An 18,757-nucleotide genomic window follows, 5' to 3' on the forward strand; every position below is an offset into this window, starting at 1 on the left:
TTTTTGTAGGTATATGGAGTGTCCTCTTATCTGCCCTTTTGCATCTTGGATTACTCATTCGGGTTACAGAATCTTCCTATAGGACCTTTTCGCTCCTTAACCACTCATTCGGTCTTATAGAACATCTCTTTGGACTTTTTCACCTATTCAACCACTTAATCTTTCAATATCTCCACAAGCAATGCCTTTTGGGCATGGAGCCGGTTGCCTGCCTGTTCGAATACGATGGAATGCTGGCCGTCGATCACTTCTGCTGTTACCTCTTCGCCGCGGTGGGCGGGAAGGCAGTGCAGGAACAGATAGTCTTCCTTTGCAGCTCTGAGCAATGTTTCGTTCACCTGGTATTCATTAAAATCCGTCAATCTCTGTTCATTTTCGAGTTCCTGGCCCATGCTGGTCCATACATCAGTATAGATGATATCCGCGTCAGCAACTGCTTCTTGAGGAGACTCGGTGATGACCATGTTAGCGCCGCTTTGCGTTGCAAAGTTTGCACAGCGAGCAGTTATCGTCTCATCAGGAAAGTATCCCTTGGGAGAAGCAACACATACATCCATCCCGACTTTTGTACAGGCGACCATAAGTGAGTGGGCGACATTGTTTCCATCACCAATGTAAGCAAGCTTGAGGCCTTTAAGCGTCCCTTTTTTTTCGTAGATCGTCAGCAGGTCAGCTAGTGCCTGGCATGGATGGTACAAATCGGTCAGACCGTTGATGACCGGAATGTCTGCATAATCGGCCAACTCTTCAACTGAATGGTGCGAGAAGGTTCTGATCATGATGCCATCAACATACTGCGAAAGAACCTGGGCAGTGTCTGCCACCGTCTCACCTCGCCCCAGCTGGAGATCGTTTCCATTTAAATAAAGTGCACTTCCTCCAAGCTGAATCATGCCTACCTCAAAAGATACTCTCGTACGTGTTGACGACTTGTCGAAGATCATTCCAAGTACTTTTCCTTTAAGTGGATGATCAAATTGCTTTTTCAATGTTTTTTGCTTTAAAACTACTGCCTTATCTAACAGCGTTAAAATTTCCGCTGGCTCTAAATCGACCAGGGTTAACAAGTCCTTGCCCTTTATATCAATATTTATCTGCTGTAGCGCTGTCATTCTGCCATCACTTCCTCATTAGATTCTCTCAGCCATTGTTCCAGGGAGTTGACATTCCAACTTTCAACCGAGGCACTTTTTATCAGTGCATGGAGAGTTTCTTTATGCGTCAATACGATTTTTCGGTTTTTCACCGCCCATTCTCTCAGTAAAATATCCTTGTCTGATGCACCAGGACAATACAAAGCTGCCACCTTTTGATGGTCGACTACTTTTTCGATATGAATTAAATTGGAACCAGAAGACAGTTTTCTTGTTTCCAATAGGTCTTTTTCGTCTGCAAATGCAATGTCTCCGTAGACAGCATTTCCGCTGATTGAATGAAAACTCTTATTCAATGCTTCTTCAAGTGTCGAAGCAATGCTGATTCCTTCTCCGGTCGATATCATTTGCGGACCAGTCTTTGCATCCAAGCCTTTTAAGGCAAAATTCGAAAACACAGGATGTTTAACACATGTGTACCGTGCATTAGAGTCGAGTAACACCTCATCTTTCGACAAAATATATTTCCCGAGCAATATTTTTGTCGCTTTTTTAACTAAATCAACACCGGCTATCTTGCTGACAATCGGCATTGTCCTGCTTGAGCGAGGATTTACTTCGAGCAAGAACACATCGCATCCCTTCACAATGAACTGGATGTTCATTAATCCCTTATACTTCAATTCCTTGACGATTCTCTTTGCATACTCGGTCATTTTCTGTTTTGTTTCACTAGAAAAGCTTTGGGCTGGAATGATGCAAAAACTGTCCCCTGAATGAACACCTGTTTTTTCAATGTGCTCAATGATGGCAGGAATCAGGACATGCTCTCCATCGGACGCAAGATCAAGCTCCGCCTCAGTTGCTTCAAGGTATTGATCCACCAGAATAGGATATGAAATACTTCCTGCATCAATAGCACTTTTAAGTTCCTGTGCGTTTCGAAGCACCACCATATTCAGTCCGCCAATGACATAGGAGGGCCGGATTAATACTGGATACCCTAACCGCCGAACAGAGCTGACCAGTTCACTGTCGCCTTCAGCTGTTTCACCCTTTACTCGCGGAATTTTAAGCTTGTCGAGCAGCTGGTAAAATTGATCCCGGTCTTCAAACATATCAATGGTTGCTGAACTCGTTCCCAGCAGCTTGACTCCCGCTTCCTCGAGTTCTTTTGCCAGATTCAATGCAGTCTGCCCTCCCAACTGGACAATGACTTCATCTACCTCTTCAATTTCAACCACATTCAAGATGTCTTCCAGGGTTAAGGGTTCAAAATATAATCGATCAGATATGGCAAAATCAGTACTAACGGTTTCCGGATTATTATTTATCATGATTGTTTCTACATTTTCTTCTTTGAGGGCAAAAACACCATGCACACAGCAATAATCAAATTCGATCCCCTGACCGATGCTGATCGGACCGCTGCCAATCACTAGCACCTTTCGTTTCCCGCTTTTAACTATCGCCTCATTTTTCCCAAGATAGCTGGAGTAAAAATAATTGGAGGCAGATTCAAATTCTGCCGCACATGTATCGACCATTTTGTAAACAGGTGTAATTCCGTGCTTTTTTCGCAGCTCCCTGACCACTTTTTCACTAACCTTCCACTCTTTTGCCAGGTAGGAATCACTGTACCCCTTTTCTTTTAGGTACCTTAAATCTGAAGCTGTGATGTTCTCGATTTTACGTCCTTCAATCTCCTTCTCAATGCTGGTCAAAGTCTTGAATCTATGAAGGAAAAACAAATCTATTTTTGTTTTTTCATGGAGAGGTTCGATTTGCTCACCCCGGCGCAACAGTTCGAGCAATGCAAAAATCCGCTGATCTGTCTGTTTTTCTGCCAATGAATATAGCTGTGCAACAGTATATGCTTCAAATGCCGGCAGTCGTAAATCCAGCGTTTTTATGTTCAGGGAACGGACAGCTTTGTGAAAGGCTCGTTCAAAGCTCCGGTCAATTGCCATCGCTTCCCCTGTTGCCTTCATTTGTGTTCCTAATTTTCTGTCGATTTGCGGGAATTGCTCAAACGGCCATTTCGGTATTTTCACTACTACATAGTCGAGCGATGGCTCATAGCTGGCAAAGGTAGTGCCGGTTACAGGGTTTTTTATCTCAGCAAGATTGTATCCGACTGCAAGCTTTGCCGCCACCCGTGCAATCGGGTATCCTGTAGCTTTTGATGCAAGAGCTGATGATCTGCTGACCCTCGGGTTCACCTCAATTAAGTAATAATTTTTGCTATTAGGATCGAGAGCAAACTGGATGTTGCAGCCTCCAACGATTCCTAGAGCTGAAATGATTTTAACAGCTGATGTCCTTAGCATCTGGTATTCTCGATCCGTCAGCGTCTGTGAGGGAGCTACTACAATAGAATCGCCTGTGTGGATGCCAACTGGGTCAATGTTCTCCATATTGCAGATGGCGATACAAGTACCTGCAGCATCACGCATCATTTCGTATTCGATTTCTTTATAGCCTGCGATGCTTTTTTCGACCAGGCATTGCTTTATTGGACTCTCACTTAATCCACCCGAAACGAGAAAGATCAATTCTTCCATTGTTTCAGCTATCCCGCCGCCTGTGCCACCTAATGTGTACGCTGGCCTGACAATCAGAGGAAAGCCGATCTTCTCAGCAAAAGTGACCGCCTCTTCAATAATTTGAACAATTTCACTTTCTGGCACTGGTTCATTCAACTCATGCATTAAGCTCCGGAAGGCTTCTCTGTCTTCACCTTGCTTAATACTTGCAACCGAGGTCCCCAGCACCTTTACATTGTACTTTTCGAGAACTCCTTCTTCACTTAGCTTAAAAACAAGATTCAATCCTGCCTGGCCGCCCAGAGTCCCTAAAATCCCATCCGGCTTTTCCCGCTTGATTACTTTTTCCACACCTTCAACAGTCATCGGTTCAAAATAGACTGAATCAGCGAATATCTTGTCTGTCATTACGGTTGCCGGGTTATTGTTTACAAGGATGACCCGATAGCCTTCTTCTTTCAAGGCGATGCATGCCTGTGTCCCTGCATAATCAAATTCAGCGGCCTGGCCGATGATAATCGGGCCAGAACCGATTACTAATATTGATTTAATCTTTGTATCCTTAGGCATAGCTGACTTCTCTCCGCTTTCTGTATTTTACTGTATTGATGAAATCTTCAAATATAAATACACTATCTTCAGGGCCCGGGCTGGCTTCGGGGTGGAATTGAACTGTCATCAGCGGCCACTTTTCATGGTAAAGGCCTTCGATAGACTGATCATTTTTGTTGATGAAACGAACCTTCAGACCAGTGTTGCTGATACTGTTTTGGTCAACAGCATAGCTATGGTTTTGCGAGGACATGAATACCCGATTGCTTTTCATATCGTAAACTGGCTGGTTTGCCCCGCGATGTCCAAAGAGCATTTTGTTTGTATCGCCTCCAAGCGCCAGCGCAGCCAGCTGGTGCCCAAGGCAAATGCCCAATACAGGAAAATGCTCGATTACTTTCCTGACTTCATGAAGCTGACCGAATAATTCCTTCGGGTCACCAGGTCCGTTAGATAAAAGCACCCCATCTGGCCTCAGTTCAGCAATTTTCTCAAAGCTATAGTTATAAGGAACAATTGTCACCAGGCATTTTTGTTTTATCAGATAGTCGGCAATCGATTTCTTAAAACCGTAATCGATTAACACAATATGGGTGTCGCCAATCCCGATAGATTTTGGTGCAGTAGAGGATACCTCCTGCACCTTGAGAGCATTCAATGTTTCACGGTTTGAATCACAAACTGATTTGCATGATAAAAGTGCTGGCATTGTGCCGTTCTCACGTATGCATTTCACGAGCTCTCGAGTATCAACATGCTGTAGTAAAGGGATTTCCCATTTCTGAAGATATTCAGTAAGTGAGTGCTTGGCTTCATAGTGATAAGCTGTTTTAGCAGCTTCTAAAACGATTACGGCTGCAACATGTGGCTTCTTGCTTTCAAAATCCTTATCATTGATGCCATAGTTGCCCACCAGTGGATACGTGAAAACAATGATTTGATTCTTGTATGAAGGATCAGTCAGCACTTCTTGATAACCCGTCATTCCTGTATAAAATACAATCTCACCGACAACTCCCTCTTCAGCTAGCGATCCATCCAAGTGTCCCTGAAATGTCTTGCCGTCAGCCAGATGCAGATATCCTTTCATCAGACACCTCTCCAAATGTATATTTATTTAAAGTAACTTATTTTTATGCATTCTATATTAAAAAAATTTAATGCTGTCAGGCTGTTACCTTAGATTTACTTATGGTTTTTTTCATCAAAGATACAGCCCTTTCAATCTCCTTTGCTGTCACATTCAAAGGCGGAAGAAGACGGACTACCTTTTCTCCTGCAGGCAACGCAATCAGTCCAGATTGCCTTAATTCAGCAAGAATTGGCTGCGTACCAACAGTCAGTTCGATTCCAGTCATTAATCCCAGTCCCCTGATTTCTTTAACGACTTCCAAGCAGCCGAGTTCCTTATTCAGCAGTTCAAACATTAGTATCCCTTTGTCAGATACCTCTTTTAGGAATTCTTCTTTAAAAATAATGTCCATAACTGCTATCGCAGCAGTAATGCTGATAGGGTTTCCGCCAAATGTCGAGCCATGGCTTCCAGGACCAAAAAACTCCGCCAGTTCTGCCTTTCCAATGGCAGCCCCTATCGGAAATCCATTCCCAAGACCTTTGGCAACGGTAATGATATCCGGTTCAATCCCAAAATGCTGAAATGCAAATGGCTTCCCTGTCCGCCCGATCCCTGTCTGGATTTCATCGATAATAAGCAGGACCCCACTTTCAGCACATACACTTGCTGCTTCCTTTATAAATTCATTTTTAACGACATGGATTCCGCCCTCACCCTGGACAATTTCAATCATTACTGCAGCTGTATCAGAATCAATTTCAGTTTTTAAAGCCTTAAGGTCATTGAAGGGCAGATGAACAAATGTTTCAAGCATGCTTCCAAACCCCTGCTTGATTTTATCCTGTCCGGTCGCTGCCATTCCTGCGAAAGTCCTGCCATGAAAGGATTGCAGAAATGTAATGATTTTGGTACGTCCAGTAGCTTTTCTTGCCAGTTTAATAGCTGCTTCATTTGCTTCGGCTCCACTATTGGCAAAAAATACACAACCCAGTCCTGAACCCTCTGCGAGCTTTTTCGCTGCTTTTTCCTGGATACTTTGCGGAAAGAGATTCGAGACATGCCAGAATAATTCCAGCTGTTCCTTGACTGCATGTTCAACTGCTTCAGGACGGTGGACCAAATTGCAGACACCGATGCCAGAAGTAAAATCCAAATATTGCTTTCCAGCCTTGTCATAAAGAATCGTCCCAGCTCCTTTTACAGGCTCTATTTCCCATCGTTGATAGGTCGGGAATAAATGGCTCATTAAAACACCTCAGCTTTTGCGGCAATCGCTGTTCCGTGCCAGCAGTTATTTTTATAGAATTGCTTTTTGCCAGAAATAATCATGACTGTCTCTACGCCTGCCTCTGTAGCAGACAATGCTGATTTCACCTTTGGCACCATTCCTCCATAAATACTTCCATCAGAAAGATAGCTCTCGATTTGACGATTAGTTATTTCATTCACAAGTTCACCATCTATCAGGATTCCGTCAACATTGGTTACAAATGCGCAACGTTCAGCCTTCAAGGCTTTCGCAATCGATGCAGCAGCATAATCGCCATTTATATTTAGCTTGCTGCCATCTTCGGCAATGCCGATTGGCGTCATCACGGGAATATAGCCATTTTGGACTGCCAGCATAATCAAGTCATTGTTTACATGTGTGATCGTTCCTACGTATCCCAAACTCTGCTTATCAATGAAATCCGCCTGGAGACAATGCCCGTCGCATCCATTGATACCGAGAGCATTGAAGTCCCGCTTGTTCAGCATGCTGCACAGCTGCCGGTTCGTCTGTCCCGACAATACCATGTCTACAATTTCGATTGTCTTTTCGCATGTCACTCTAAGACCATCTTTGAAGTTAGCAGGTATATGGTACAAATCAAGCATTGAATTGATGGCTGGTCCTCCGCCATGAACGATAACGGGATAAAATCCATCCTCCATCAATTCCTTTAAACTATTGAAGAAATTGTCATTAAGCTCCTCCAACACACTTCCCCCGCATTTAATGACCACAGTTTTCAATTAATCCGCCCCTTTATGTCCGATAGCTTGCATTTATTTTCACATAATCATAAGAAAGATCGCAGCCCCAGGCCATTCCTTTTCCTTCACCCAAATGAAGGTCAACGAAAATTTCAACCTTGTCATTCATCAGGTACTCCCTCGCATGATCTTCATCAAATGCAACCGGTGTACTATTTTTAAGCATTGTTATTTCTCCCAGGGAGATATCAACTGTATTTGGATTTATGGATGCCCCACTCTGACCAATAGCTCCTATTATTCGTCCCCAGTTCGCATCTGCACCATAGACTGCTGTTTTGACTAGATTGGATCCAGCGATCTGTTTTCCGACCACTCGTGCTTCTTCCTCTGACATTGCGCCTGATACTGAAATTTCAATCAGTTTAGTGGCTCCCTCTCCATCCTTTGCGATCTGTTTTGCCAGACTTGCACTGCTTTCTTTTAACAGGTCAACAAAAATTCCCCATTCTGGATGATTCGGGTCCAATGGCTGATTCCCTGCCGCTCCATTTGCCATCACCAGCACCATATCATTCGTTGATGTATCTCCATCCACTGTAATTTGATTGAAGGTTATATTCGTTACATCTTTTAGTGCGGCAGTCAGGTGTTCACTTGAGATATTTGCATCTGTTGTTAAAAAGCCTAGCATCGTTGCCATATTTGGATGAATCATTCCTGAACCCTTTGCGGCTCCCCCGATACTTACTGTTATTCCGTCAATCCTGGCAGAATAACAGCAGCTTTTCATTACCGTATCCGTTGTCAGGATAGCCGTTTGAAAGTATTCTGCATTATCAGCTGATTTGCCAATGACCAGATTTTCGATTCCAGATTCGATTTTTTCCATTTGCATAAATTCACCAATCACACCTGTCGAAGCGACTGCAACCTGATGTTCCGGAATCCCCATTTTTGCTGCTGCCAATGAGCGCATCTTCAACGCATCCTGATACCCCTGTTCTCCGGTGCAAGCATTCGCACATGCACTGTTGACGACGATTGCCCGGAGGACATTTTCTTTTGCAATACTTTGCTGAGTAACCACCAATGGCGCTGCCTGAAAGTGACTCGTTGTGTATACTGCGGCACAACTTGCTGGTATCTCGCTAACAATCATTCCTAAATCAAGCTTTGTATAACGCAGCCCTGCATGTACTCCACCGCATTGAAAACCTTTTGGGGTCAAAATGCTTCCATCTGGGACACTTTTTATTAATTGCTTGTCAGTCATTGCCTGGTACATATTTTCCTCCTTTATGGATACAGTGGAATCATCTCTAGTCCTGCCGTTTCCTCTAATTTAAACATGATATTGGCATTTTGGACTGCCTGCCCTGCGGCACCTTTCACTAAATTATCGATCACCGACACAATCGTCAGCCTTCCTGTCCTGCTGTCACTATGCAATCCAATATCACAGTAATTCGATCCCTTGACCTCTTTGACTGAAGGGGAAAACCCCTTTTTTCCTTACTCTTATAAATGGATGGCCATCATATACTTCCTTATATAAATCTATCAGCCTTGAAGTATTTAACTCTTCTTTTAACTGGACATATATTGTGGCCATGATTCCCCTGGTAAGAGGCATTAGATGTGTGCTGAAGGTTATCTTTACCTCTTCTCCATTCCAAAGACTGAGCTGCTGTTCGATTTCCGGAATATGCTGGTGGTCATTCACTTTATAAATTTTGAAATTTTCATTCAACTCTGCGTATAGAGTACCCATTGATGGAGACCTTCCAGCTCCTGAGACACCAGATTTTGCGTCGATTATGATACTATTCTTCTCAATCAGCTTTTCTGTCAGCACAGGTGCCAGCCCAAGGAGTGCTGCAGTCGGATAGCAGCCTGGATTGGCCAGCAGATTCGCGTTCATAATCTGCTCCCTGTTCCATTCACTTAAGCCATATACTGCTTCATTTAGAATAGAGGTATCGACCGATTCTTGCTTATACCATGCTTCATAGGCTGATGCGTCTTTCAATCTCAGGTCACCTGATAGATCAATAATTTTAATGCCTTTATTAAAAAATGATTCAGCAAGCTTGCCGGAAACTTTTGAAGGAGTTGCCAGGAACACAATGTCTGCTTCCTCGGCTATTTTATCAGTGTCAATCTTGGTGAGGACCTTATCGAAAATTCCTGTTAAATGGGGATATTCTTCGGAAACAGGTTTTTCATCTCTTGTTGTGTGGATTGAATGAATATGGAAATATGGATGATTTGCCAGGATACGGATCAATTCTCCTCCGCCATATCCAGTGGAACCAATAATCGCTGCCTTCACTTGAAACCTCCTTTCAACATATGCATAAATAAACACATAATTTTATAATTATAAATAAATTTCTTTTTATTATAAAAACAACGGAAGGAAAACGCAATAGATTTATTAACAATATGTGAACAATTCACAATTTTATTGCTGGCTTTGTATGCTTTACAATATAATAATATTAATATTAGATACGGAAGGGAGTATATCACTCCCGTAAATAAGGTGGTATTCATATGTTGACTGCAACAACGTTGTCACCAAATTTGAATAAGCTTTTTGAAAAAGTCCACAGAATAAAGAGTATTGACAAAGGACGCTTCCTTTTTGAAGAAGGTAATGCCGCAGCTGAGCTGTACATTATCCAGAGCGGGAAATTTCAGATAAGCAAAATGGTACCAGATGGACGAGAATTAACAATCAGAATGTGTTCAGCTGGCGAATTGGTTGGTGAGTTGTCATTGTTCAGCCCAGCATCTCAGCATATCTTGAATGCCCGCGCCTCAGAAAGCGGGACCGTGGCGGTTATTCAAAAGGATAAGCTAGAGGCTGAAATTGAAAAGGATAGCGGGCTGGCACTGGAACTTGTTAAATGGCTTTCCCTGCAGCACCGCAAATCGCAAACAAGGTTCAGAGACCTGGTCCTTCATGGTAAAAAAGGGGCTTTGTACTCAACGCTGATCCGGATGGTAAACAGTTACGGAGTAAAAACAGAAGACGGCTTGAAGATTGATGTATCGCTGACGAACCAGGAGCTCGCAAACTTTTGTGGAACCTCACGCGAAGTCGTGAACAGATTATTGAGCGATTTAAGGAAAAGTAAAATCATTTCCATTGATAAAGGATTCATTACCGTCCATGCACTCAATAAGCTGAAGAGAGAAATAGATTGTGAAAATTGCCCGATAGAGATATGCAATATAGAATAGAAAAAGCCGTCAGTGCATCACTGGCGGCTTTACTTATTCTCTGTTTTCGCATTGACTATCATTACAAGATCGCAAACAGCATGATGATAAAAAAAAGCACTGCGTTCACGATTTCGTATATCCCTACCTTCATGACAGAAAGCGGTTTTCCATAAAATGCTACAGCTCTGATCAAGCTTGCTACTGCGGCAACAGCGACTATGACTTCTCCAGCTGCGAGCCACAGTACAGGTACCAATAGATGGTAGGTCCAGGAAATCCATTTAAATTGGCTGTTCTTCTTTTCGCGAATCATAGTTTTCACATAAAATGTACTTCCGGTAAAAAATAGAATACTGGAAGTAAAAACAAGCAGTGCGTTTTCATTGATTTCCCCATTTGGCAGAAAGCTGCTGGCCAAACCGGCTATAGAAAATACAACGATGGCACTTAGATCATTCAGCAGCGCCCGGTCTTTATTTTTAGCAGAGAAGTAGGCATTAAGCATAAAAAACGGAATCATCGAAAATCCGAACGTGACGATTGTTGGTGTCGTGAACAATGGAACCATTAAGAACGCAAGAGCGGGGATCATATAAATAAGCACCCATTTACGATAATATGGGATTTTCTTTTTCTTGAACATCAACAAAAGTGGATATGTGCCTAAATATAATAATAGCCATCCAATAAAAAACGGGATATGCTGCCAAACTATTTCACTTGCCGCTGCCCCAAGCCAGAAAGGGATGATCAACATCGCCCAGGCCCCATGCTGTTTTGGCATAAATAACTTCATGAATGAACACTCCCTTATGTTTCCTAACTTAAATATAAAGCAGGCAAAGGAATGCATAAGTGAAACACATCACATATATCAGTGTGGATATCAAAATGACACCGAACTGTCAAAAACAACATATTTATAAAGGCATTCGTTCATTATTTTTATCAAAAAGCCTGAGCCCCTTAGTCAGCGAATTCAACTTGTACAGCCATTTCTTTATAAACAGAATTGTAGTAAACTGGAAGGTGATTGCAAAAGAAGGGGTGATCAAATGAAAAACCAAATGAATCAGTTGTTTAAAGACAAACGGAGCGTCCATGTCCTGTATGCCTATAATGAATTAGATAAATACATTGAACAAGCTGTTAGTTACATAGAAGACGCCGTTATGGCGGAAGAATATGTTATCTTCATTGAAAATGAACCTCTATTTCGTTTAATCAACAAAGAACTAAGCTCACGATTAGCGGAAGATCAAATGGAATTTGTTCATTGGGTTAACAACTTTGATTTTTATTATTCCAGCGGCAATTATCATCCTCCTGCAATACTGGATTATTTTAATAAGATGGTGGAGCCTTATATAGAAAATGGAACCTCTTTCCGATCCTGGGCACATGTTGAGTGGGCCTCTATGAAAGACCCACTGCATATCATTGAAGATTTTGAAAGAATTGTAGACGAAGCTGTAAACACACTTTATTTTCCACTGATTTGTGCTTACGAAGGGCTGAAAATGCCAGACCATCTCATAAAAATCCTGTTGGAAACACACCCTTATGTTCTAAAAGATGATAATTTCACAGTCTCTGATGAATACCAATTACCAAGTGGTCAAAGATAAAGAAAAACGCTTAGGAGCCCCCCTAAGCGTTTTTTATGTCACTTTTTACTTAACCATTACCTAAACAAGTAGTACTATTTCACATAGCTTCTTTTGATTTCGTTATTCAATCTATAACAAAACCTAAATTCAGCCTCTTCTATCGAATTGCAGTTTTAAATAGATTTTCTTTATATATAAATGCGGTTTTAATAAATAGTAAATTTCCTTCGTGAATGCCAGGCTTAGTAGGAACAGGAAAACAATAATAAAGTGCACCTTTGAGAGAATGGATACGTCCGTGACCAGGCTCATATCTGGCTGCAATTGGGCAAGGCTGATGAGCCATCTAAACAGCAATACTGGTTCGTAGGCTATACTGCTCGACAGCACGATAGCAATGCCTGTTGCTGTGCTGGCAACCATTAGCGTCTTCACGACGACAAGCAGAAAACTTCCTGCCTTCGAACGCGTTTCTTCTTCTCTTGATTCGTCATATTGCCAAACGAGCCCCATTGCCACTATTGCTGCAACAGTATACGGATATACAATCCATAAAAAGATTTGTAGCATTTCCAATTGCTCTCACCTCACACATATCTCTCAACATGAACCCCATTTAACATTCTAACCGGGGAAGCATGAAGTGACAGTGACAAAAGTCGCCGTTTATGTCTAAAATAAGAACTTTTTCTTGGAAAGCCGAATACTCAATAGGCTGTTAACGTAAAGATGGCTGTTAAAATCCTAATGCCTAATTTAATGAACTATATTCCAATAGTGCAGGTCTGTAGCTCATTAATCATAAGAAGCATCATCTTTACAAAAAAATATAGGCAATTCAGTCCATTTTTGTATTCCAAGCAACAAAGTTTTTGAAAAGAGCCAATCACGAAAGGGAAGCACCTATTGTGTTCTGATGTACTCTAAAATCCAGTTGACTCCTTCTTCAATCTCAAATACTGGAATAGACGAACCCTTTAACATGTTTACCAACTCTGCTTTCCGGCAAAGGACCACCTGGATATTTTTAAGCTTTTCAACCATCTCCAAATCGCTCTCATCACGCAGGATGACAGCCTTAGGATATGATTCATTCTTATAACCTTCTATCAAGATCACATCAGGCTTGAAGAAGGATAGCATGGCTATTTCTTCAGATAATGACCAATCTCCGTTTTCAGCATGAATGACCATCCTGCCTCCCCCCTTCTACGAGTGAGACAGCTGCACCTGCCTTTACATGCTTGTCGGAATCCTTCGCCTCAACAACTTCCGGCCTGCCGCCATGCCCATGGTGTTTGACTGTCGCAACTTTCAGACCTATTGAAGCTAGCTGATGGATCAATGTTAGGCTTAGCGTTGTTTTTCCGCTGTTTTGGTACCCTGCAACCTGGAAGAGCACTGGTTTTACCAAGGCCATTCACTGCCCTCATGGTCCTCCAGCAACAGAACTTCTACCTCTGACCCTTCTTCAAAGCCTCTGGTACCACCAGGCAAAATCATGAGGGAGTTAGCTCCGGCAAGGCTCATGATAATATTTGATTTATCCAGTCCGCTAGGTGTCACTACCAGTTTGCCATTCTCTACTCTAAGAGCACTCCTTACAAATCTAGTAAATGGATTTGCTTTAGGGAAATTGGCGTCAAGAACCGCTTTTTCCTTCCTTAAATGAGGCTGTTCCGTGTAAAGCATCGTCCTGATGATTGGACGAGCGAACAACTCGAAGCCAACATAGCATGCGGATGGGTTTCCTGACAGGCCAAACAATAACTTGCCCTCAAGCTGTGCTACTGTAGTGACGCTGCCCGGTCTCATTGCTACTTTATTGAACAGTACCTCCGCCCCCATTTTTGCATAAATCTCCGGAAGATAATCATAGTCCCCGACGGAAACCCCACCGGTAGTAATGAATAAATCAACTTCTTCAATCGCTTTGCTTACTGCATCAAAGCATGTGTCAAAATCATCAGGAAGCTGGCCAAAATATTTCACTTCTGCTCCAGCACGAATAATTTGCGCAGATATCATATAGGAATTGCTGTTTCTAATTTTACCTGGCTCAAGGGGTTCATCGACATCAAGCAATTCAGTTCCTGTTGCATATAACCCGATTACCGGCTTCTTTGATACAGGTACTTCCGCATATCCAAAAGTAGCCAGCATTGCCTGGATACCTGGATTGATGAAGGTGCCTTTTTTTTACAAGCACCTCCCCTTCCTTCGCATCCTCACCTCGGTAGGAAACATTTTCTCCTTCCTTATGTTTCCGCTTCGTTTCCATATATTTTTTTCCTTCTCGTTCAATTTCCCTGGATAATTCAAGCATGACAACCGCATCAGCCCCTACAGGCATCTGGGCACCAGTCATGATCCTGACCGCCTGGTATGGTCCAAGTTCTTTATCCGTAAGCATACCTGCTCCGATATGGTCAATGACTTCAAATTCAACAGCGTGACTTTGAGAAGCTTCCATCGTATCTATAGACCTCACCGCATATCCATCATACGGGGCCCTGGTAAAATGAGGGACATCGCTGGTTGCCGTCAGATCCTCAGACAGATAGCGACCATAGCTCTCATTAATTGACACATATTCAGTGGAGCCTTCCTTCTTATGCTCCATTACTCTCTTAACTGCCTCTCCAATCGGAATTGGGTTTCTTTTTTCCAACATATAATCAGCTCCTATTGCAGGCTTAACTTCTAAATTTACCCTTTTCATTATAAGAGTAATGTAAAAATGTAAACATAACAAACCTCACAGTATTCTCTCATAAAATCTCCTGAAAATATGTAGATTTTTTGTGAAGTGTGATGCACATCACCAAGTAGTAAAACCATTTCCTTTATGATGAGTATGTAAACAGTATTAAATAATTTACTGGAGGTTTCTTACATGAAAATGCCTTTTGATCAAAATTCTTTAGTTAAAGATATTGTCAATATATTCCCGCAATCAAGTGATTTATTCAAGCAGAATAGACTGGATTTCTGCTGTGGCGGAAACCGTCCTTTAGCAGAAGCGGCTGGCGAACAGAACCTGGATGTACCTGCAATCATGAAGGAACTAGAAGAACTATATCGCAAGCATAACGGCGCTGCAGAAAGCATGGAAGTCTGGACAGAAACTGGCTCTGCAGAATTGATTGACCATATCAAGAACAAATACCACCGCGAGCTTGAAGAAGAGTTGAAATTGCTTAGCCCGTATGTAACGAAGGTAGCTAAAGTTCATGGCGAGCGCCACGAAGAGCTGTTGAGAGTTTATGAACTTTTTTACGAGTTGAAGAAGGAACTCCTGGAGCATACTGCTAAAGAAGAAGCAACTGTCTTTCCAATGTTGCTACAGCTCGAAACAGCCAGTGATGAAAAACTTGCCGAGATGATTTCAGAAATCAAAGAGCTAGAAAAGGAACATGACCATGCTGGTTCCATCCTGAAAGAGTTACGTGAAATCACTGCAGACTTCAATCCGCCAATGGATGCATGCGGAACATATCGATTAGTATACAAGCGTCTTGAAGCCGTTGAATCACATACCTTTATGCACGTACACCTCGAAAACAACATCCTGTTCCCAAGGTATATTGCCTAACCTGTTAAAAAGACCTCATCCATGGATGAGGTCTTTCAGTTTCTTTCAAGATCGTTTTCAAAGCATCAGCAATGAAGGCTACAATGCCCCGGAGAACAGCCGTGCGAAGGATTCTTTTGTTCGTTCCCACAGCCCGCGCTTATGATACTGAACAGGACTGATTTTTTCTGACTCTTCCAGGTCCTTTTCATAATGAGCCACAAGGTCCCTGATTGAGCTTGTACCAAACAGGAATACATTGACTTCAAAATTAAGATGGAAGCTTCGCATGTCCATATTGGCTGTGCCAATCGAAGCGATATTGCCGTCGACAATGATGACCTTCTGATGCAAAAAGCCTTTTTTGTATGAATAGATTTCAGCACCATTCCTCAATAGCTCTGAATAGTAAGAGCGACTCGCATATTGCGTAAGATAGCTGTCATTGATTTCTGGTACCATGATTCTTACTTCAATTCCCTTTGCTGCCGCTACTCTCAATGCAGTACGAATGGCTTCATCAGGGACAAAATAAGGTGTGGCAATCCAAATCGATTTTGTTGCACAGGACATCATCGTATAATAAAAGTCACTTATTCCCTGCTGTGTATCCGGTCCGCTTGGCACCACCTGAATAGCTCCATCGAGTTCATCCTCTTCATGGGGTTTTTTCACCGCCCGATGACTCTCTAGGACATTCTCTCCGCTTATATACTCCCAATCAAGCAGGAAGACATTGTGAAGAGTATACAAAGACTCTCCTGTCAACATCATGTGAGTATCACGCCAGAAACCGATATTGTCATCTTCCCCCTAGATACTCAACTCCAACATTTAACCCTCCTGTAAATCCGACTTCCCCATCAATGATGACGATTTTCCTGTGGTTGCGGAAATTGAATTTTTGATTGAAGAATCCATACTTGAGCGGAGAAAAAGGAGCGGCTTTAATGCCTGCTTCCTGCATATCCTTTAAATCCGCTGCCGCGATCTTCATGCTTCCAGCAGCATCAAAAATGAACAACACCTCGACACCCTGCCGTGCTTTTTCAATCAGAATATCAATAATCTCCCTGCCAAGCCTGTCAGATCTGAAGATATAATATTCCATGTGAATGAACTTTTTAGCTTCTTTCAGTCTTTTTTTAATTTCCTTAAAAGTTTCTTCTCCATTTTTCAGGATCTTTGCCCTGGAAGCAGTGGTAATCGGAGTCAATGTTGCATTCTTTGCATATTTTGCAAAGCACTGCTGATTTTCAACGAGAAATGAAAGGTCCCTCGACTCTTCCTTCCTCATCAGTTTTTCCCACTGATCACGATCTCGTGTACGCTTGCTTTTATATAAATAACCCTTCAAATACAACTGCCCCGAGAATAGGTAGAAGAAATAACCTCCCACAGGAAAAAGCAGCATGACATACATCCACATCAGTGTGTGCTGTGCAGAGCGGTTTTCAAGCATCAAAGAATACATGCTAAAAAGGATAATCAACGCATAAATCAGTAGTGCTGTTAATTTGAAAGTCTCACTATAATCCGTAAAAAAAACAATATAAACACAAGCCATCAAAACAAATACAAATATGAATTCAAGTCTTCTTTTTAGCATCTCAGCATTCTCCAACAAAATTTTATAGTAGATTCATGTATACCCTAAAATCCCTTATCCGGAAACATAGTGTGCCAAATTTCCCAGAGGCGATAAGCACACCAGCATGATGTGACCTAAGATAATGAGTGATCAAGAGTTTGCAGGCTGAGGCGCTGGAGCTGGATTACGAAAACTTCATGAAGTTTTCCACAACTCAATACTTAATTCTATTAACCATAAAAAAAGACCCCCGAAGGAGTCTTAACCGCCAATATAGGACATTTCGATTTTCTTTCTGTTCGCAACTGTTTCAGCCGTACGTTCATCGGAATAACGGTCGGTTCTATGGTTCCAGACGTCCGTAATGCGTGAGCGAAGTTCATCATCCGATGCTCCCGCTCGCATGAAGTCACGGATATCATGTCCATTGCCGTTGAACAGGCATGTGAATATCTGACCGTTTGCAGACAAACGTGACCTTGTGCAGCTTGAACAGAATGACTCTGATACAGAAGAAATGAAGCCGACATTGATATCCGTACCTTTATATCGGTATTTCTTAGCGACTTCCCCGAAGTATTCCGGATCAACTGGTTCTAGTTCATAGTGCTCGCTGATCAAATCGTGGATCTGCTTTTTGGTGATGACATCATCCATTTTCCAGCCGTTCGTGCTGCCTACATCCATGTATTCAATATAACGAAGCTCCAGGCCTTCTTTTTTGCAGAATTCAGCCATTGGGATGATTTCAGAATCATTGAGCCCCTTTTTAATTACCGTATTGATTTTCACACCCAAGCCAGCTTTCTTCGCTGCTTCTATTCCCTTTAATACCGGTCCGACTCCAACATTCCGGCCATTGATTTGACCGAACAGTTCATCTTTAAGACTGTCCAGACTGATATTGACCCTTTTCAGGCCTGCAGCATACAGCTCATCAGCATATTTCGGCAGCATTACACCATTGGTGGTCAAAGCAATATCCTTCAACCCTTCAATCTCATTCAGCATTTTTACAAGAACAGGCAATTCTTTACGCATTAACGGCTCTCCGCCTGTTAGCCTAATTTTTTCTACACCTAGTTCAATGAATATTTTGGCTACACGCTCAATCTCTTCATAAGACAGAAGTTCGCTTTTAGGCAAGAACGCAAAATCAGGCCCAAAAATTTCAGCAGGCATACAATACTGACAGCGGAAATTGCATCGATCTATAACAGAAATCCGCAAGTCGCGTAGCGGTCTATTTAATTGGTCTTTAATTATGTTTTTTACCATTAGTGTCAACTCCAATTATAGAAGTTATGATTATTGACATTGTAACAGCAACAAAGATTGTTAACTGTTAATATTCTCACAGTAACATCAATAGTCCTCTATTAAAATAGTACATTTCCTTCTTATTTCTATATTACAACATAAAAACTGCCAGGATAGTGTTTTTATCGAGAATTGTCATCATGTTGTCATATTATTGGTTGTAAAATGAACAAAATCATACTAT

General features: G+C 42.1%; 14 protein-coding genes and 3 pseudogenes. 3 read left to right on the forward strand and 14 right to left on the reverse strand.

The annotated features are described in order from the left end of the window. Nucleotides 1-155 precede the first annotated feature (155 nt). The 7 genes and pseudogenes from argF to argC form a co-directional block, all read right to left on the reverse strand. The gene (gene argF / locus LC048_RS15235; RefSeq protein ID WP_306048001.1) at nt 156-1,112 is read right to left on the reverse strand and encodes an ornithine carbamoyltransferase; all 957 of its coding nucleotides are present in this window, start codon (nt 1,110-1,112) and stop codon (nt 156-158) included. Next, nucleotides 1,109-4,210: a carbamoyl-phosphate synthase (glutamine-hydrolyzing) large subunit gene (locus LC048_RS15240; protein ID WP_226600183.1), complete on the reverse strand. Its 3,102-nt coding sequence runs from the start codon at nt 4,208-4,210 to the stop codon at nt 1,109-1,111. Before LC048_RS15240 ends, argF begins: the two co-directional genes overlap by 4 nt. After that, the gene (locus tag LC048_RS15245) at nt 4,203-5,282 is read right to left on the reverse strand and encodes a carbamoyl phosphate synthase small subunit (RefSeq protein WP_226600182.1); all 1,080 of its coding nucleotides are present in this window, start codon (nt 5,280-5,282) and stop codon (nt 4,203-4,205) included. The genes LC048_RS15240 and LC048_RS15245 overlap by 8 nt, the downstream gene beginning before the upstream one ends. Before the next feature lie 76 nt (nt 5,283-5,358). Next, the gene (locus LC048_RS15250) at nt 5,359-6,513 is read right to left on the reverse strand and encodes an acetylornithine transaminase (protein ID WP_306048002.1); all 1,155 of its coding nucleotides are present in this window, start codon (nt 6,511-6,513) and stop codon (nt 5,359-5,361) included. Continuing rightward, on the reverse strand, nt 6,513-7,274 hold the full coding sequence (gene argB / locus LC048_RS15255) for an acetylglutamate kinase (protein WP_371932070.1): 762 nt from the start codon (nt 7,272-7,274) through the stop codon (nt 6,513-6,515). The genes LC048_RS15250 and argB overlap by 1 nt, the downstream gene beginning before the upstream one ends. 22 nt (nt 7,275-7,296) lie before the next feature. After that, nucleotides 7,297-8,532, reverse strand: a complete 1,236-nt coding sequence (gene argJ / locus LC048_RS15260) for a bifunctional ornithine acetyltransferase/N-acetylglutamate synthase (RefSeq protein WP_306048003.1) — start codon at nt 8,530-8,532, stop codon at nt 7,297-7,299. An 11-nt stretch (nt 8,533-8,543) separates the two neighbouring features. Continuing rightward, a pseudogene (argC, locus tag LC048_RS15265) lies at nt 8,544-9,579 on the reverse strand (N-acetyl-gamma-glutamyl-phosphate reductase). Nucleotides 9,580-9,803: 224 nt separating this feature from the next. Here argC and LC048_RS15270 point away from each other — a divergent pair. Further along, nucleotides 9,804-10,496 (forward strand): Crp/Fnr family transcriptional regulator, encoded by a 693-nt coding sequence (locus tag LC048_RS15270; RefSeq protein WP_226600174.1) that lies wholly within the window; start codon nt 9,804-9,806, stop codon nt 10,494-10,496. Nucleotides 10,497-10,557: 61 nt separating this feature from the next. On the opposite strand, the gene LC048_RS15275 is transcribed toward LC048_RS15270, so the two are convergent. After that, nucleotides 10,558-11,274, reverse strand: coding sequence for a YwiC-like family protein (locus tag LC048_RS15275; protein WP_226600173.1), 717 nt, complete (start codon nt 11,272-11,274; stop codon nt 10,558-10,560). A gap of 259 nt (nt 11,275-11,533) precedes the next feature. Between LC048_RS15275 and LC048_RS15280 the strand changes: the two genes are divergently transcribed. After that, a complete protein-coding gene (locus LC048_RS15280) occupies nt 11,534-12,106 on the forward strand; it encodes an MEDS domain-containing protein (RefSeq protein WP_226600171.1) in 573 nt (190 codons plus the stop codon). A 129-nt stretch (nt 12,107-12,235) separates the two neighbouring features. On the opposite strand, the gene LC048_RS15285 is transcribed toward LC048_RS15280, so the two are convergent. The 4 genes and pseudogenes from LC048_RS15285 to LC048_RS15300 form a co-directional block, all read right to left on the reverse strand. Next, complete coding sequence (locus tag LC048_RS15285; RefSeq protein WP_226600383.1) at nt 12,236-12,658, reverse strand: respiratory nitrate reductase subunit gamma; 423 nt, start codon at nt 12,656-12,658, stop codon at nt 12,236-12,238. A gap of 333 nt (nt 12,659-12,991) precedes the next feature. Further along, entirely contained in the window at nt 12,992-13,282 is a 291-nt protein-coding gene (locus LC048_RS15290) for a molybdopterin-guanine dinucleotide biosynthesis protein MobB (protein WP_306048004.1), read from the reverse strand. Then, entirely contained in the window at nt 13,266-13,508 is a 243-nt protein-coding gene (locus LC048_RS15295) for a molybdopterin-guanine dinucleotide biosynthesis protein B (RefSeq protein ID WP_306048005.1), read from the reverse strand. The genes LC048_RS15290 and LC048_RS15295 overlap by 17 nt, the downstream gene beginning before the upstream one ends. Further along, nucleotides 13,496-14,762, reverse strand: a pseudogene (locus LC048_RS15300) (molybdopterin molybdotransferase MoeA). Before LC048_RS15300 ends, LC048_RS15295 begins: the two are co-directional and overlap by 13 nt. A 222-nt stretch (nt 14,763-14,984) precedes the next feature. On the opposite strand from LC048_RS15300, the gene ric reads away from it, so the two are divergent. Next, nucleotides 14,985-15,683 carry an iron-sulfur cluster repair di-iron protein gene (gene ric, locus LC048_RS15305; protein ID WP_226600165.1) on the forward strand — a complete coding sequence of 233 codons (699 nt, stop codon included), beginning with the start codon at nt 14,985-14,987 and terminating at the stop codon, nt 15,681-15,683. Between the two features lie 78 nt (nt 15,684-15,761). On the opposite strand, the pseudogene cls reads toward ric, so the two are convergent. Beyond that, nucleotides 15,762-17,271 (reverse strand): annotated as a pseudogene (gene cls, locus LC048_RS15310) (cardiolipin synthase). A 243-nt stretch (nt 17,272-17,514) separates the two neighbouring features. After that, nucleotides 17,515-18,531, reverse strand: a complete 1,017-nt coding sequence (gene moaA / locus LC048_RS15315) for a GTP 3',8-cyclase MoaA (RefSeq protein WP_226600162.1) — start codon at nt 18,529-18,531, stop codon at nt 17,515-17,517. Nucleotides 18,532-18,757 lie beyond the last annotated feature (226 nt).

Source organism: Mesobacillus subterraneus, assembly GCF_020524355.2.
Lineage (GTDB): Bacteria > Bacillota > Bacilli > Bacillales > Cytobacillaceae > Mesobacillus > Mesobacillus subterraneus_C.

Coding starts and splice junctions, on each gene's coding strand:
- LC048_RS15285 (WP_226600383.1), bottom strand. CDS start 12,658: ATGCTACAAATCTTTTTATGGATTGTATATCCGTATACTGTTGCAGCA.
- LC048_RS15245 (WP_226600182.1), bottom strand. CDS start 5,282: ATGAAAGGATATCTGCATCTGGCTGACGGCAAGACATTTCAGGGACAC.
- moaA (WP_226600162.1), bottom strand. CDS start 18,531: ATGGTAAAAAACATAATTAAAGACCAATTAAATAGACCGCTACGCGAC.
- LC048_RS15270 (WP_226600174.1), top strand. CDS start 9,804: ATGTTGACTGCAACAACGTTGTCACCAAATTTGAATAAGCTTTTTGAA.
- LC048_RS15275 (WP_226600173.1), bottom strand. CDS start 11,274: ATGAAGTTATTTATGCCAAAACAGCATGGGGCCTGGGCGATGTTGATC.
- LC048_RS15280 (WP_226600171.1), top strand. CDS start 11,534: ATGAAAAACCAAATGAATCAGTTGTTTAAAGACAAACGGAGCGTCCAT.
- LC048_RS15290 (WP_306048004.1), bottom strand. CDS start 13,282: ATGGTCATTCATGCTGAAAACGGAGATTGGTCATTATCTGAAGAAATA.
- LC048_RS15295 (WP_306048005.1), bottom strand. CDS start 13,508: ATGGCCTTGGTAAAACCAGTGCTCTTCCAGGTTGCAGGGTACCAAAAC.
- argJ (WP_306048003.1), bottom strand. CDS start 8,532: ATGTACCAGGCAATGACTGACAAGCAATTAATAAAAAGTGTCCCAGAT.
- LC048_RS15250 (WP_306048002.1), bottom strand. CDS start 6,513: ATGAGCCATTTATTCCCGACCTATCAACGATGGGAAATAGAGCCTGTA.
- argF (WP_306048001.1), bottom strand. CDS start 1,112: ATGACAGCGCTACAGCAGATAAATATTGATATAAAGGGCAAGGACTTG.
- LC048_RS15240 (WP_226600183.1), bottom strand. CDS start 4,210: ATGCCTAAGGATACAAAGATTAAATCAATATTAGTAATCGGTTCTGGC.
- ric (WP_226600165.1), top strand. CDS start 14,985: ATGAAAATGCCTTTTGATCAAAATTCTTTAGTTAAAGATATTGTCAAT.